Origin of the sequence: Natronolimnohabitans innermongolicus JCM 12255 (assembly GCF_000337215.1) — an archaeon.
Taxonomy (GTDB): domain Archaea; phylum Halobacteriota; class Halobacteria; order Halobacteriales; family Natrialbaceae; genus Natronolimnohabitans; species Natronolimnohabitans innermongolicus.
Genome location: NZ_AOHZ01000031.1, coordinates 86,488 through 101,114, shown reverse-complemented (window position 1 = coordinate 101,114; position 14,627 = coordinate 86,488). Strand labels below are relative to the sequence as shown.

14 protein-coding genes and 1 pseudogene are annotated in these 14,627 nt (G+C 65.7%); 7 read left to right on the top strand and 8 right to left on the bottom strand.

Translation table 11 applies throughout. From position 1 onward, the window contains the following. Together C493_RS06060 and C493_RS06055 are read right to left on the bottom strand one after the other, a co-directional pair. A pseudogene (locus C493_RS06060) lies at positions 1–258 on the bottom strand (DUF63 family protein); the annotation flags it as partial. Positions 259–398: 140 nt separating this feature from the next. Beyond that, positions 399–1,478 (bottom strand): ribose 1,5-bisphosphate isomerase, encoded by a 1,080-nt coding sequence (locus tag C493_RS06055; protein WP_007258532.1) that lies wholly within the window; start codon positions 1,476–1,478, stop codon positions 399–401. Positions 1,479–1,549: 71 nt separating this feature from the next. Here C493_RS06055 and deoC point away from each other — a divergent pair, with 71 nt between their 5' ends. Then, positions 1,550–2,188, top strand: coding sequence for a deoxyribose-phosphate aldolase (deoC, locus tag C493_RS06050; RefSeq protein WP_007258531.1), 639 nt, complete (start codon positions 1,550–1,552; stop codon positions 2,186–2,188). 74 nt (positions 2,189–2,262) lie between these two features. Here deoC and C493_RS06045 read toward each other — a convergent pair whose 3' ends face one another. Continuing rightward, positions 2,263–3,444 (bottom strand): NAD-binding protein, encoded by a 1,182-nt coding sequence (locus tag C493_RS06045; RefSeq protein ID WP_007258530.1) that lies wholly within the window; start codon positions 3,442–3,444, stop codon positions 2,263–2,265. 73 nt (positions 3,445–3,517) lie between these two features. Next, on the bottom strand, positions 3,518–4,489 hold the full coding sequence (locus C493_RS06040) for a patatin-like phospholipase family protein (RefSeq protein ID WP_007258529.1): 972 nt from the start codon (positions 4,487–4,489) through the stop codon (positions 3,518–3,520). A 193-nt stretch (positions 4,490–4,682) separates the two neighbouring features. Between C493_RS06040 and C493_RS06035 the strand changes: the two genes are divergently transcribed. Further along, positions 4,683–4,967: a ubiquitin-like small modifier protein 1 gene (locus C493_RS06035; RefSeq protein WP_007258528.1), complete on the top strand. Its 285-nt coding sequence runs from the start codon at positions 4,683–4,685 to the stop codon at positions 4,965–4,967. 132 nt (positions 4,968–5,099) lie between these two features. On the opposite strand, the gene C493_RS06030 is transcribed toward C493_RS06035, so the two are convergent. Both C493_RS06030 and C493_RS06025 read right to left on the bottom strand, forming a co-directional pair. Continuing rightward, positions 5,100–6,359 carry a sulfite oxidase gene (locus tag C493_RS06030; RefSeq protein WP_007258527.1) on the bottom strand — a complete coding sequence of 420 codons (1,260 nt, stop codon included), beginning with the start codon at positions 6,357–6,359 and terminating at the stop codon, positions 5,100–5,102. Positions 6,360–6,427: 68 nt separating this feature from the next. Next, the gene (locus C493_RS06025; protein WP_007258526.1) at positions 6,428–7,459 is read right to left on the bottom strand and encodes a GNAT family N-acetyltransferase; all 1,032 of its coding nucleotides are present in this window, start codon (positions 7,457–7,459) and stop codon (positions 6,428–6,430) included. A 154-nt stretch (positions 7,460–7,613) separates the two neighbouring features. Between C493_RS06025 and C493_RS22565 the strand changes: the two genes are divergently transcribed. The 3 genes from C493_RS22565 (at position 7,614) to C493_RS06015 (ending at position 9,689) form a co-directional block, all read left to right on the top strand. After that, positions 7,614–7,784 (top strand): hypothetical protein, encoded by a 171-nt coding sequence (locus C493_RS22565; RefSeq protein ID WP_241430879.1) that lies wholly within the window; start codon positions 7,614–7,616, stop codon positions 7,782–7,784. 113 nt (positions 7,785–7,897) lie between these two features. Then, complete coding sequence (locus tag C493_RS06020; RefSeq protein WP_007258525.1) at positions 7,898–9,157, top strand: RNA-guided endonuclease TnpB family protein; 1,260 nt, start codon at positions 7,898–7,900, stop codon at positions 9,155–9,157. Positions 9,158–9,191: 34 nt separating this feature from the next. Further along, the gene (locus C493_RS06015) at positions 9,192–9,689 is read left to right on the top strand and encodes a DedA family protein (protein WP_007258524.1); all 498 of its coding nucleotides are present in this window, start codon (positions 9,192–9,194) and stop codon (positions 9,687–9,689) included. A 106-nt stretch (positions 9,690–9,795) separates the two neighbouring features. Here C493_RS06015 and C493_RS06010 read toward each other — a convergent pair whose 3' ends face one another. Then, entirely contained in the window at positions 9,796–11,100 is a 1,305-nt protein-coding gene (locus C493_RS06010) for a hypothetical protein (RefSeq protein WP_049889165.1), read from the bottom strand. Between the two features lie 210 nt (positions 11,101–11,310). Here C493_RS06010 and C493_RS06005 point away from each other — a divergent pair, with 210 nt between their 5' ends. Continuing rightward, entirely contained in the window at positions 11,311–11,934 is a 624-nt protein-coding gene (locus C493_RS06005; protein ID WP_049889164.1) for a metal-dependent hydrolase, read from the top strand. 138 nt (positions 11,935–12,072) lie between these two features. Then, on the top strand, positions 12,073–13,128 hold the full coding sequence (locus C493_RS06000) for an AI-2E family transporter (RefSeq protein ID WP_007258521.1): 1,056 nt from the start codon (positions 12,073–12,075) through the stop codon (positions 13,126–13,128). Between the two features lie 79 nt (positions 13,129–13,207). Here the strand turns inward: C493_RS06000 and gatD are convergent, their stop codons facing one another. After that, entirely contained in the window at positions 13,208–14,479 is a 1,272-nt protein-coding gene (gatD, locus tag C493_RS05995; RefSeq protein WP_007258520.1) for a Glu-tRNA(Gln) amidotransferase subunit GatD, read from the bottom strand. Between the last annotated feature and the right edge of the window lie 148 nt (positions 14,480–14,627).

Genomic DNA, 14,627 nt, shown 5'->3' with positions numbered 1-14,627 from the left:
GCTCAGAGATGTGTATAAGAGACAGAGATAGACGCTCGGGGTGCCAAACAGGATCTCGATCGAGTCCGGATACACCTCGAGGCGGTGGAGCACGTGCAGCGCCGAGCCGAGCATCATCCACGGCGTAAACGCGAGCACCGTCCGGTCGGTGACCGGCGGCTCGAGCGCCCAGAGCAGTGCGACGATCCCCGCGAGCACCACGAGGATCGGAACGAGGAGGTACCAGGGTGGAAGGACGAACCCCTCGGGTACTACCATATCAGTACGTCCCTCACACCAGCGACTAACACTTTCCGATTGCAATTGATTCGACCGTGTGAACGTTCTCTCGACGGGCCGAGGGAACGGGAAATCGAAACCGGCCGGCTGGCCGGACGGACGGCCAACGGCGATCCCGCTCAACGCGAGGGATTCCAGGGCTCGCTGGTCGTCTCGCCGAACAGTTCACGCATTAGCGTCACGATGCTCTCGGGCGGGAACTGGCCGTGTTCGGTGACGATGGCGTCGACGTATCGTGGCGGCGTAACGTCGAACGCGGGGTTCTCGACGGTGAGTCCGTCGTCTCGTCCGTTCTCGTTCTCGTCGCCTCGTGCGTCCGCGCCGTCTTCGGCGTCTCCAGCGTCTCCGTCGTTATCGGTACCTCTAGCGTCTCCAGCGTCGTCGGCGTCGCCGACGATTTCGTGGCGCTCGGCCTCGGAGAGCACTTCTCGTTCGTCGCGCATCTCGATCTCGACGGTGTGGCCGGTCATCGTGTCCGGGTGCAGCTTGATCGTCTGGGCGGCGACCATCACGGGGACGCCGCGCTCGCGGGCCGTCACCGCGAGTCCGCTGGTGCCGATCTTGTTGATCACGCTCCCGTCGGCGGCGATGCTGTCGGCGCCGATCAGGACGTGATCGGCCCGATTGAGGTACCGACGCGACGCGTTGTCGACGACCAGCGTCACCGGCACGTCCCACTCGCGTAACTGTCGGGCCGTGATGTGGCCCTGCTTTCGCGGCCTGGTCTCTCGAACGATCGCTTCCAGCTCCTTGCCGTCCTCGAGGGCGGCCTCGATACAGGCCAGCGCGTCCGTCGAGTGACAGTGGGTCATGACGACGTCGCCGTCGCGGAGCCGATTCGCGCCCACCGCGCCGAGTTCCGACTGGGCGTGGGCCAGTTCGTGCTGGAAGCGCTCGGCGCGGGCGACCGTGGCGGCCCGCAGATCGGCGACGGTCTCGCCGTCCATGCCGCGAAAGACGTACCGCAGGGCGTTGGGGAGGCTCACCGCGGTCGGCCGCGTCTCGTAGAGCGTCTTCGCGGCGTCGCGCAGTTCGCGGCGAAACGCCTCGGGTCGCTCGGCCGTCGACGCTCGAGCCTGCGCCGCGAGCGCCTCGGCGGCCGCGTCGGCGATCGTCGCCGCGCCGCGGATCTCCATCGCGGCGATCTCGTCCGCGGTCGTCGCGACGGCCGGATCGACGTCCGTCCCTCGATCTGCCATGCGGAACGGTTGCACACGAGACGGCAAAAGTGATCGGGCGGGTTTTTGGCCGTCGGGCGAGTCCCTTCGCTATGGATCGCAGCGAACTCGCACCCCTGATCGATCACACCGTCCTCGGCCCCGAAACCTCGATCGCCGACGTTCGCGCCGTCCTCGACGAGGCGACCGAGTACGGCATGAACGCCTGTATTCCGCCGTACGCCCTCGAGGTAGCCGACGAGTACGCTCCCGACGTGACGCTCGCGACGGTGATCGGCTTCCCCCACGGACAGAACGACCACGACGTGAAACGTCGCGAAGGCGTCCTCGCCTGGAAGGCCGGCGCGGACGAACTCGACGTCGTGCTCAACGTCGGCCGACTGCAAGACGGCGAGGACGACGTCGTCCGGGCCGAAATCGCGGAACTCGTCGCCGCGGTACCGATTCCGGTGAAGGTAATCGTCGAGACCGCCTTGCTGACCGACGACGAGATCGATCGAGCCTGCGAGGCCGCCGCGGCCGCCGACGCGGCGATGGTCAAAACGTCGACCGGATTTGCCGACGGCGGCGCCACGGTCGCGGACGTCGAGCGCATGAGCGAGTACCGCCCGGTCAAAGCCAGCGGCGGGATCGGCAGCTACGAGGACGCGATGGCGATGATCGACGCCGGCGCGGAGCGGATCGGCGCCTCGAGCGGCGTCGAGATTCTCGAGGGAGCGCCGGAGCCGTAAGGGCTGACGTCGGACGATGCCGTACACGCCGGTGTCGATACGGGTTCGTCTCGAGCGCGTACTGCGACCCGAAATTAGTCGCTGTCGACGATCCGCTCGATCAGTTCGCTGTCGTCGCTGCCCATCGCCGAGCGCACGAGCAGGTGACCCCCGAGCACGGCCGGGCTGATCACCGCGTCGGCGCCGGCCCGCTCGAGTTTCGCCGTGTTCTCGCGGTCCGTCGCGGCGGCGACGATGCGCGTCTCCGGAACGAGCTGATTGGCCGTGAGGATCGCGAGCGCGTCTTCGGCGTCGTGGTTCGTCGCGACGAGGATCGCGGCGGCGCGGTCGATTTTCGCCCGCTGAAGCGGTTCCTCGTCGCTCGGATCGGCGGTGATCACCGAGACGTTGCGCTCGTTGAGCTCCGTCGCCGCGTCGCGGTTTTTCGTCACGACGACGAACGGACGATCGGTGGCCGCGAGTTCGTCGACGATCGGCTCCGTCAGTTCGCCGTAGCCGAGGACGACGACGTGATCCTCGAGCAACTCGAGTTCGGAGTCGGTCATCTTGCCGAGCGTCTTCGAGATGCGAGACTGGATCGCCGGGCCGACGAGCGCCCCGATGGCGATACCGAAACTGGCCACCCCGAGGACGACTACGGACATGGTAAACAGGATCGCTTCCGGACTCTCCGGCCCGATGTCGCCGTAGCCGACCGTACTCGAGGTGATCAGCGTGAAGTAGAACGCGTCGAGGACGTTCTCGACGCCGTCGAAGTCCTCGCGCAGGGCGTAGGCGCCGAACGTCCCGTAGGCCTGCACGCCGACGAGCGCGCCGCCGGCCGCGAGCTGCGTCGTCGTCAACTCCAGCGGCTGATCGAACCGTTTGCGAGTGAACAGGAGAACGGGGACGGAGATCAGCGAGAGGGCGACCAGCGGCAGCGAGTACTGACTCACCTGTAACAGCCCCTGAATCGCCGTCACGGGCATGAGAATCAACGTCGCCCACCAGCCGGCACGCAGGCCTCGCCGGAGGGCGAGTGCGCTGCCGACCATCAGAAACCCGGTCAGCGCGCCGGTAAAGCCGACGGCCTCCTGAACGACCGGAGGCACCTGGCCCACGAGCGGTCCCTCGGCGACGGTGTCCTGACTGATGTGGATGACGCCCGTAACCACCGAGAGCAGCGCGACGACGAGCGCGAGGACGATAGCGGCGCGAACGGTTACCAGTCGCTTCCAGTTGTCCGGTAACCGCTCGAACAGCGCCTCGCCGACCATACGCCCGGTCCGCTACGGCGGCAGTTAACGGCACCGTCTTTGGCCGATTTCAGCGCTCTGAGAGGACCGTCTGTTACCGCTCCGCCAGAAACGCCTCGGCCGCCGCCTCGCCGTCGGCGTACAGCGACTCGATGAACTCGGGTTCGCGCTCGAGTTTCGTTCGCCAGTGGAGGTCGGGGCGACCGAACCGAATGCGTTCGATCTCGGTGTGGGTGAACTTCTCGGGAAGGTAGCCCGCCTCGATCCACTCGTTGACGTGCTCGACGAACGAAATTTCGGCGCTGAGCGACTTGTTACCCGAGAGCTCGTTGCGCCGGTCGGCGATGCCGTCGGCCGACTTCGGCACGCGATCCCGCCGTTCGGGGTTGATCTTGATCACCCAGATTTCGTCGGGATCCGGCGTCTCGCGGTTCGTGACGAAATCCTTCACCGGCGGATTCTTCGAGAACAGCCCGTCCCAGTAGTAGCTCCCGTTCACTTCGACCGCACGGAAGGCGAACGGAATCGCCGCCGACGCGAGGATCGCTTCGGGGGAGAGGTCGTCTTCACGGAAGATCTCGAACTCGCCGGACAGTACGTCGATCGCGCTGATCAACAGCGCCGGCTCGTTGCCGTCGAGTAACTCGGGAATCGCCGCGAAATCGACGTGGCGCTCGAGCAGGGTCAGAAACTCCCGACGACCCCAGCTCGCGGCCGGCGACTGGTAGGGGCTGACGTCGGGCAGGGGCACGCCCGCGCGCTCGAGTCGGCTGGCCCAGCGAATCGCGCCGTTGGCCGCGCGGTCGAGCGGCCCTTCGGCCGCCAGATCACTCCAGTAGTCCGCGAGCAGTTCGTCGGGCGATTCGTCCGGGTGTTCGCGGCCGTACCACGCCAGCAGCGCACAGACGGCGCCGCCGGAGGTGCCGCTGAAGCCGACGATGTCGACCTCGCGCTCGAGGGCGGCGTCGCCGAGCAGTCGGCCGAGGACGCCGGCGGTGAAGGCCGTGTGGCTGCCCCCGCCCTGGCAGGCGATGGCGACCCGTCGCGCGTCGGAATCGGAACTCACGTCGCGCCCGTACCACGGTCGAGACGAAGTTCGTTCGGCCTGCAGCCGGGTTCGGCCCGAACGCCGGTTCGACGTGTGCGGTTGCGGCCTCCACCTCGAAGTCGTCGCTCGCGATGATGACCCGCCGCTCGAGTCGGGCCGAACGGTGGCCCGGAGCGGTAGCTACTTGCCGCCGGCACCGATACCGCCACGTATGCCTACGGAGTGGAAGCTGTTCGCCGACCTTGCCGAACGCGCGGGCGACAAGCACGTCACCGTCGACGCCGGCGCGGGCGACACCGTCGGAGCGGCCCTGACCGAACTCGTCGACGACCGCCCCGACCTCGAGGGACGCGTCCTCACCGACGACGGCGAGTTGCGCTCCCAGATCAACGTGCTTCGAAACGGAACGAACGTCTTGGTCGAGGAGGAGGGGCTCGAAACCGAACTCGAAGAGGGCGACGAACTGGCGCTGTTCCCGCCGGTCAGCGGCGGCTAACGACGAACACGTATCGGGGCTGACTCGGAAGACGACGTACACTTGCGGCCGCTGCTCGCCGTCCTCGGAACCGCGCCGCTGGCCGGCTGTCTCGGCTCGAGTCGCTCGAGCGGTTCGAACCGTCCGAGGCGGTCAGTCGTCCGCGTCGGACTCGACCGTCACCTCGAGTCCGTTCGGCTCGTAGGCGTTGGCCGCGTAGCCGCCCTCGTTCCACGGGAACCGGTCGTCCTCGAGGGCGTCGCGCCAGGCCTCGGGATCGGAAATTCGCGCCGGCTGGCGACGGCCGTACTCGTCGGTCGCCCGCGAGTACAGCGCGTACTCGCCGGGGACTGGATCCCACTCGTAGCGGAACAGCCGCCACGCGCCGTCGTACTCGGGACCGAACAGTTCGGCGTCGGCCCACGTCTCGCCGCCGTCGGTCGACACCTCGATCCGTTCGACCGCGTCGTCGCCCGCCCAGGCGACGCCGCGAATCGTGACCGTTCCGTCCTCGGCCGGCGTCACGGGTGACTCACCATCGGGTTCGCCGATCACCGACATCACCGTCGCGTCGAACGTGTAGGGGTGGTCGACCGCGCCCTCGAGTTGGTCCCACGTGTCGACGGCCTCGACCGTCTCGCTCGGCTCCGGTTCGACGCCCTCGGGGCGGATGCGGTAGGCCTCCTGTTGCCAGTAGGCGTGCTCGCCCGGTCGGTCCAGCGCGCCGTCGGTCACCATCGAGTCCGTGACGCGGAGCTCCTCGAGCCACTTCACGTTGTTGACGCCGTACCAGCCGGGAACGAGCAGGCGAACGGGGTAGCCGTGGGCCGGGGGCAACGGCTCGCCGTTCATGCCGTAGGCGAGGATGCAGTCCTCGAGGGCTTTCTCGAGGGGGATCGACCGCGCGAAGACGTCCTCGCCGTCCGACCGATCGCCGCCGACGGCGGTCAGCCAGCGGTCCTCGACGCGGTCGGCGTCCAGACCGTGGTCGCGGAGGATCGAACTCACCGGCGTGCCGGACCAGACGGCGGTCGCAGCGGCGTCGAAGCCCCACTGGACGCTGCCCGTCTCGGGATCGTGCTGGCCGCGGCCGTTGCCGGCACACTCCATCGTGTGGGCGACCGCCACCGTTGGATACTCCGTCTCGAGGTCGGTCATCGAAACGGCGCCCTCGAGTTCGCCGCCGAGGGCGACGGTCCAGTCGTCGGCCTCGATCTCCGGAATGTCGTTTCGGTGGCAGACGAAGTGCTCCTCGACCGGCGTCAGCCAACTCGAGAACGTGGCACGCTCGGCGGCGCCGACGACGGTGTACTTGTCCGCCTCGTCGCGGACCGGCGCCACCCCACCGTCTTTTTCCTCGACGATCGCCTCGATCTCCTCGTGTCGACTCTCTCGTGGACCTTCGGCAGCCATGCTACTTCGACCCACAACGTCCTGCGGTAAGTATTGACGCGCTCGCTCGAGGATGCGGCGCTCGAGAATCAGTCGCCGGTCAGATCGATCCCGAGTACGAAGTCCGGTTCCTCGGAGATTTCGGCGCCCGCGAAGGGCGCATCGGTGACGTATCGGGCCGTTTCGGGGATCAGGACGCGCGTTTTCTCGGCGCCGACGGCGGCCGCGTCGCGGGCGACCGCGGCGAACAGCGACCGCGCCGCGTCGGCGTCGTCCCACGCGCCGACGCCGTACTCGGCCCAGGTTTCGGTCGGCGGTTCCGCGTCGTCCCCGACGCTCGAGTCGGCCGGTTCGCCGGGTTCGTCCGCGTCGTCGGAATCGACGTCTTCGTCCGGGTCGACCGGCCGCTCGTAGACCCGGCTCCGGTAGGCCGCACCCGCGAGGCCGTCGGGGCCCGTGACGGCGACGACGGCCGTCTCGTCGGCGAACCGCTCGAAGTCGTCGCGGGTGAGCTCGCGAACGGCCCACGACTCCTCCGGCGCCAGCCCGAGCCCCGAGAGGTGCTCGCGGGCGTCGCTGTGGGTCCAGTAGCGCCACGCCGCGGTGGGGTCACTCGAGACGCGATACGGGCCCTCGGTCTCGGCTTCGGGATCCGGCTCCGGGTGAGCGAACCGAAACTCCGTGAGCGGCTCGTAGCCGCTGTACCGCGACGCGCCGAGCGACGCCTGGTTCCACGAGAACACCATCACGCGGGCGGCCGTCGCGCCCTGCTCGCGCGCCCACTCGAAGAGTGCCTCGTTCAGCCGGTGGGCGACGCCCTTCCGGCGGTGGGCGGCGGCGACGCGCATCCCCTGAAACCAGGCCTCGTCGGGCGTCAGCATCACCGCCTGAACGATCCCCGCGGCCTCGCCGTCGACCTCGGCGAGGAACGTCTTCTTCCCGTCTCCGGGTTCGTCCTCGAGCCAGTCGTGGTAGATATCCGGAATGTAGTCACCGCCGCGTTCCTCCCAGATCTCGCCGGTGAAGTCGGCGACGGCAGCGTAATCGTCGTGGGTTGCGCGGCGAATCTCGAGGTCGAACTCGGCGTCGGCGTCGGACTCGCCGTCGGACGTCTCGCTCATGGCTCGAGGGTTCGGGCCCGATCGGGAAAGGCGTCACTTTCGAACGCGAGGCGTCGACGACTCGCTCGTCGGTCGCGGTGATGCCCCTCAGATCGGTTTCTCACGCAAGTCGAAGCCGCCAAACTGCTAACTGTCGACGTCGAAACCTGTCCGTATGAGCATCGATGCGACGCTGGCCGAGTTGGTGTTGACGGTCGGGGCCCCGATCCTCGTGCTCCTGTACCTGCTTGAGGGACTGTTGGTCGGAAAGTTGCTCCATCCGTCTCTGCTGTTGATAGAGATGATTAGCGCATACCTGCGTCTTGAGGCGCAGGTCGAGCGATAGGCAGAGACGGCCCCCGTTTTTGTAGTGACGCAGGGTGGATTTCCCTCGGTTACTTTCACTCCGCATGGCTGATGTATATGGTTCCCCGAGCCGTAGTGATGGGTGCAGAACGGATGCCTGAAGTCACGAAGACGCTGGAGTTGCGCCTCGTCAACCCCAATGCCCACAAAGAGCGCAAGCTCTGTGAGACCCGCGAGGCATATCAGCAGGCACTTCAGGCAGCCTTCGACGCCGACTGCACCTCGCAGTCAGCCACAAACGACGTCGTTGTCGAGTACGACCTCTCCGGCTACGCCAAAAACGCCCTCAAGCAGTACGTCCCACAACTCTGTAGCGGCAGCTACGATGCCGATGAGCTTCACGACGACCACCCGGTGAAGTTCACCAACGAAGGCGTCCAACTCGACCACAAGCCACAGAACGCCCTCGAGTGGTACGTCAAAATCCCTCATCACGACGATTACCACCTCTGGATCCCGGCACACGTCAATCCAGACCAGCGAGACTGGGTGGAAGCAGTGTACGCTGGTGATGCCGTGATGGGAGAGAGTCGGCTGTTCGAGCGGGACGGAACGTGGTATCTCCACGTCACCGCTACCCGCGACGTGGAAGAACAACCTGTGGCGTCTGCCAACGAGCGGACGCCCATCGGTGTGGACATCGGAGAAGCGAGTCTCGTCACGGTGTGTCACCGCGACGAGAGCGGTTCTCCGGTTCGCCCCAAACTGTGGGCCGACAACGGTAAGGCTGTTCGTCGGCTCCGCAAAACCTATTTCACCGCTACGCGGCGGCTTCAGAAGCGTGGTAGTGAGCGAATTGCAGAGTCCTACGGTGACGCACTGTGGGACCAGATCGATGATGTGTTCCACTGTGTGACCCGCGAGGTCGTGGAGTACGCCGAGTCCGTCGACAATCCAGTGTTGGTACTGGAGGACCTGACGTATATTCGTGAGAACATGGACTACAGCGTATACATGAACCGGCGGTTGCACGGGTGGGGCTTTGCGAAGCTCTACGCACAGATTCGGTACAAAGCCGCCGAAAAGGGAATCCCCGTCGAGACGGTGAATCCCCAGAACACCTCGAAAGCATGCCACGCCTGCGGTGAACACGGCTACCGACCACGACAGGCAACGTTCCGTTGCTCGAACGACGACTGTTGGGTCACAGAGTACCAGGCTGACGTGAACGGGGCGATAAACATTGCAGACCGCTACCGTAGTGGAGAGAGCCACCGTCAAAACGACCGCGCTCCCCGGCAGAAGGCTGGTGACGATGACTCGGCTACGGATGGGGCCTCATTGACCGGGTCACAAGACAGCCATGCCGATGCTGAACCCCAGCAGGTGACGCATGGAACGAATGCGTCTTGAAACCTTAGGGCCGGTACGCCCGGCCTGAAATCCCATGGTGGGATTCCCCCGCGTTCACGCGGGGGAGGAGGTCAATCTGTACATCCTCGTTACGGAGTCGGTCATCGTGGCGATGGTGATCGTTCCCGCGCTCTGTGCACTCGCGGCGACGGCCGGACAGTGGCTCCTCTACCAGGGGTTCAACGACGAGGTGACGGAGGAACGCGGGATCGCGCGCGCCGTCCCGTACCTCGACCGCGTCCCGTCGATCGTCCGGCGTCGGGTCGGGGCCGACCGAATGGCGTTTATCAACCGCCAGTTCGACCGCTACGGCGGCAAAGCGATCTGCCTGTCGAACGCGACGCCCGGACTCCGGGGATTGATGTCGGCGATCGCGGGTCTGAACGGCTATCCGCAACGCCGGTTCGTCCTCCTTTCGGCGCTCGGCAATGCGATTTACATGGTTATTCTGGTGGCCGTTGCGAACGGACTCCTCGAGGCCGTTCGGTTCCTTCCCGACGTGGAACAGTTACTGACTACTATAGCGCGGTGACCGAAACGAGTTACACACCGATCGTCAGGTCTCAGGCGATCGGGAATCGACGGGGAACAGGGCGCGTCTCAGCGTTCCGAACCGCTTCGCTCGATCTCGAGTTGATTTACCGCTCGGCGTCGCCCACATCGAACCGTCGCTCGAGTTCGTTCGCGAGGCTTTCGGAGACTTCGGTGAGATACACCGTGCCCCACGTCGCGACGAGGAGCGCTCCGACCGTGTTGAACAGCATGTCGACGATCGTGTCGTCGATACCGTGTTGTGCGAGGATGGGTTCCATTCCGAGCGCGAGGGCACCCTGGTCGACGACGAACTCGAGAATTTCCCAGACGACGCCCATCGCGAGCACGAACACTAGCGTGAACGCGAACATCGCCCACCGCGGCAGGTGAACGACCGAGTCGTGAAGGTGGATCGCCCGAATCGCGGCGTATCCGGCGGCGGCGACGACCGTAGCCGAGAGCGTGTGGGTGAGGTGGTCGTACGGCGCGATCGCGTCGTACAGGCCCGCGGTTCCGAGGGCGTGGAAGAAGACGGCGCTCGCCACCCACAACGCAAGTCCTGGTTCGATCGCGATGTGGTAGTCCCGTTCCAGCACGGCCGGAATGAACGTGATCGCGAGCGCGAGTGCGGCGTTGGTTGCGACGGGAACCTGGAGCGTCCACACGCCGTAGAGAAGCACGACGACGAGCACGATCTGCATGAACCGGACCAGTTGGGTTTGGCGTCTCACCGAGAATCCCAGCCGGTCGCTCAGGACGACGCCGTCCACGTCCGCCGCGTTTGACCCTGATACCGGCGGGGCGACCATCGCCGAATCGGACCGCGAGTCGGCCGCTCGAAAGTACAGGTAAAAGAGTCCACCCGCGAGGATGCCGGCGAACGTCACGAAAACGAGTTCGATCATCACCGCCGCGTTGATCGCATCCTGCGTCCGCCCGTCGAGCAGAAACGTCGTTCCGAACAGCACGTCCGCCGACCAGCGAAGGATGTTCAGGAGCCCGCCCATGGCGAGCGTGAACAACACGGTGAGCGTGACGGCGAACCACGGAACGAGACGGAGCGTCGTGAAGCGATGGAGTTCGACCGCGAGCAACAACCCGAGCGTGGCAAGCGCCAGGCTCGGGACGATCGCCGTCGTCAACGGCCGTGGAACGAACGCGTCCCACAGAATCGGCAGACAGATCAGCGCGACGAAATACCACGGCGGCAGCATCGTCGGGTCGCGAAATGCGATCACCGGCGCGACGATAACGGCGATCGCAACCGCACTGAGCAGGACCGCCTCGTACCGCTCGAGCAGTCCACCGCCGAGCAGACCGGCTCCCAGGACGGCGACGAGTAGCCATGTGAGAACCGTATTTCGTGACGACTCGACGAACAACGCCGCGAGCCTATCTGTGTCGCTCATTCCCTTCACGCTCACTTTTTCGGGTACGGGGTTCAATTCATTGGTTCGACGCGTGACCCGATCGTCGTTCAGCGGAGCACTCGACGACGGCATCCGTTCGCACCACAGCGCGCGTGAGCGACGGAAGCGACAACCCCCTCCCCTCATATTGTGGAGTGGTACCGTCAGTCAGACACGTTAAAGGTGTTTTGTCCCCTCTAGAAGGACACGATGATGCTCCCTACGCACGCCCTCGGCGGGATGGTGCTCGCACTCCCGTTTGCCGTCGTGGCCCCGGAGTACGCATCCGTCGCCCTCGTCGCGGGATTCGTCGGCGGTATCTTCCCCGACCTGGATCTGTACTTCGGTCACCGGAAGACCCTCCACTATCCGGTGTACTACAGCGGTTTCGCCGCGGTCGCAGCGGCCGTCGCAGTCGTCGCGCCGTCAGTAGCGACCGTCGGTGTCGCCCTGTTCCTGCTCGGCGCTGCCCTCCACTGTCTGACCGATATCCTCGGCAGCGGACTCGAGTTACGTCCCTGGGAGGGAACCTCCGAGCGAGCGGTCTACGATCATTACCGCGACACGTGGATCCCACCCCGTCAGCTGATCCGGTACGACGGGTCGCCGGCAGACCTGTTTTTGTCAGGGCTGCTCGCGGCTCCGCTGTTGTACGCGCTCGAGGGGCCGTTCCAGTGGACCGTAATCGCCGCTGTCGCCGTCGCGGTCGTCTACACCGCGCTCAGACGGGTCCTCGCCGACCTCGCGGTCGTCGTCGTTCGGGTCCTCCCGCCGACCGTCCGTCCGTACGTTCCGGAGCGCTATCTCGAAGACCTCGAGTCGACTCGCGCGTAGCGAACGACGGTAGCACCGGTCCGATCGCCGGCGACGCCGCGGTGGGTCGGGTGACTCCGCACCTCACCGTTACCGAAAGTCCAATAGGTGAACAGGACTTTCAGGGAACGCACAGATATGAATATTCGTGTCGGTTTTATGGCGTTTCTTCTGGTCCTGCTCGGTGGGATCGGCGCGCTGGTCGTTTTACCGCTCTTGCAGTATCTGTTCGCGGCCGCCCTGCTCGCGTTCGTTCTCTTCCCGCTTCACGACGCGCTCGCCCGTCGGACGGTAACGGTTCGGGGACTCACGCTTACGATCACGCCGCGCATATCAGCTGCCGTCGTCACCGTTTTCGGACTCGTCGCGACGGTCCTTCCGCTGTTCGTCCTCACGCTCGTCGTCCTCCAGACCGTGCTCTCGTTTATCGAGGACTTCGACGAGGTGGCCGTCACCGAGGTCGTACTCGATGCACTCTACGAACTGGGCCTCGACGATACCGCTATCGCCGAGCTAGAGACGTATTTCAGCGGCGAAATCGACGGCTTCCTCGAGCGCAGCGTCGAGCTCGCACTTCAGGAAATGGTCGGGTTGTTAAATACGAGCTTCCAGGTTGCGCTTGGCCTGCTGGTGCTGGTTTTCTTGCTGTATTACTTCCTCGTGGACGGACGACGATTGGTCGGCTGGATCGGGTCGGTCGCGCCGATCAGAGACGACGTCCGGGAAGAACTGGTAGGCGAGATCCAGGACGTGACGTGGGCGGTGCTGATGAGCCACGTGCTCGTCGCGCTCGCAGAGGGGATCCTCGGCGGAATCGGGCTCTACCTTCTCGACGTGCCAAACGCCGCGTTCTGGACGATCATCATGATCGTCGTCTCGTTCCTGCCCGCGATCGGCATCTGGCTCGTCTGGGCGCCGGTCGTCGGGTACCTGTTCCTGATCGGTGAACCGGTCAGTGCGGCGTTGTTGCTGGTGTACGGGGTCACCGTTCTGTCCGTCGTCGACAACTACCTGCGGGCGATTCTGGTCGACATGGGCTCCGGCGTCCACCCAGGAACGGTTCTCGTCGGCGTCATCGGCGGACTCTACCTCTTCGGGTTTCTGGGTCTGTTGCTCGGGCCGGTGTTCCTGGCGACGTTCAAAGCCGTCGTGGAAGTGTTCAGCGAAGTGTACGACGTGAACGACGATCCGTCGGAGGACGTTTCTTCGCCCTGAGCCCCACAGCCGCGCCGCTCGTCGCGAGGATGACTCAAAACGAGGACGCAGCTCTCGGCAGCGATTTCGACGCAGCCGCTCACTCCCAGGGAACTGACCGCTCCTGGATCTCGCCGGCCAGCGACGTGCTCATCGCCTCCGTTACGTCCTCGCTGTTTTCGAGCGCCCACATCAGCTTCACCTTCGCCGTCCCCGGAAGGGTGTCGCCGGCCTCGACGACGCCGGCCTCGAGCAGGTCCCGGCCCGTATCGTAGACGCGGTCGCAGACCCGTCCCTCCAGACACTGACTCGTCATGACGACGGTCGTGCCGTCCTCGATCAGTTCCTCGATGCGAGGGATCAGATCGGTGTGGACGTGGCCGAGGCCGGTGCCCTCGATGACCAGGCCCTCGCTGCCCTCGACGACGTCGAGGAAGGCGGGGTCCATCCCGGGCGTGAACTTCAGGAGTTCGACGTCGCTCTCGAGGCCTTCGCGGCGTTCGAGTTCCGTCGCGCCGCGCTCCTGGTAGTCGCCTCGGAAACTGACCTCCTCGGCGTCGTAGTCGACGCGGCCCAGCGGCTCGGCGCCGACGGTCTCGAAGGCGTCTCGCCGGGAGGTGTGGTTCTTCCGGACGCGCGTTCCCCGGTGGAGGGCACAGACGTCGTCGCTCTCGGTGGCGTGCATGCAGACCAGCACCTCCGCGCAGTCGCTTTTGGCGGCTTCGACGGCACAGACCGCGTTCATCACGTTGTCAGAAGAGGGTCGGTCCGCCGAGCGCTGGCTGCCCGTGAAGACGATCGGAACGGGCGTCTCGAGCATGAACGCGAGCGCCGAGGCGGAGTACTGCATCGTGTCGGTGCCGTGCATGACGACGACGCCGTCGGCGCCGGCTTCGATCTCCTCGGAGACCGCTTCGGCGAGGTCCTGCCAGAGCGGCGGTTCCATGTTCTCCGAGAGGATGTTGGCGACGACGCGCCCGCGGTAGTTCGCGCGGCCCGCCAGGTCGGGAACGGCGCGCAACACGTCCTCGGCGTCGAACTGGGCCGTCACGGCGCCCGTACGGTAGTCGACCGTGGAGGCGATGGTGCCGCCGGTCGAGAGCAGCGAAATCGTCGGGAGGTCGTCGTCGAACTCGATTTCCGAGTCCGCGGCGTCGTCCTCGCCCTCGTCGTCGGGACCTGCCGCGTCCATGTCCTCGATCTCGTAGACGTCTTCCGCGAGCACCTCGACGTCGGCGCCGGCGCGGTCGACGCCCACGTTGTAGCCGCCCTCGAGTTTCACCACGAGGTGGTCGTCCGTACTCGAGGGGAGCAACACGCCTTCGTACGTGCGATCCGCGCGGTCGACGCGAACGCGATCGCCTGGATTCATGCCTGGGCGTTGCGCGCCGGCGGACTTGAAGGCACGCTTTCCGCGGCGGACGGACCCGTGGGTCGACGCGTCCGGGCGGTTCGACGATCCCCATCTCGAGTCCGTTTCGGACCCGTTCTCGCCGTTTGTTCCGCCGTCGAGAGGGGCT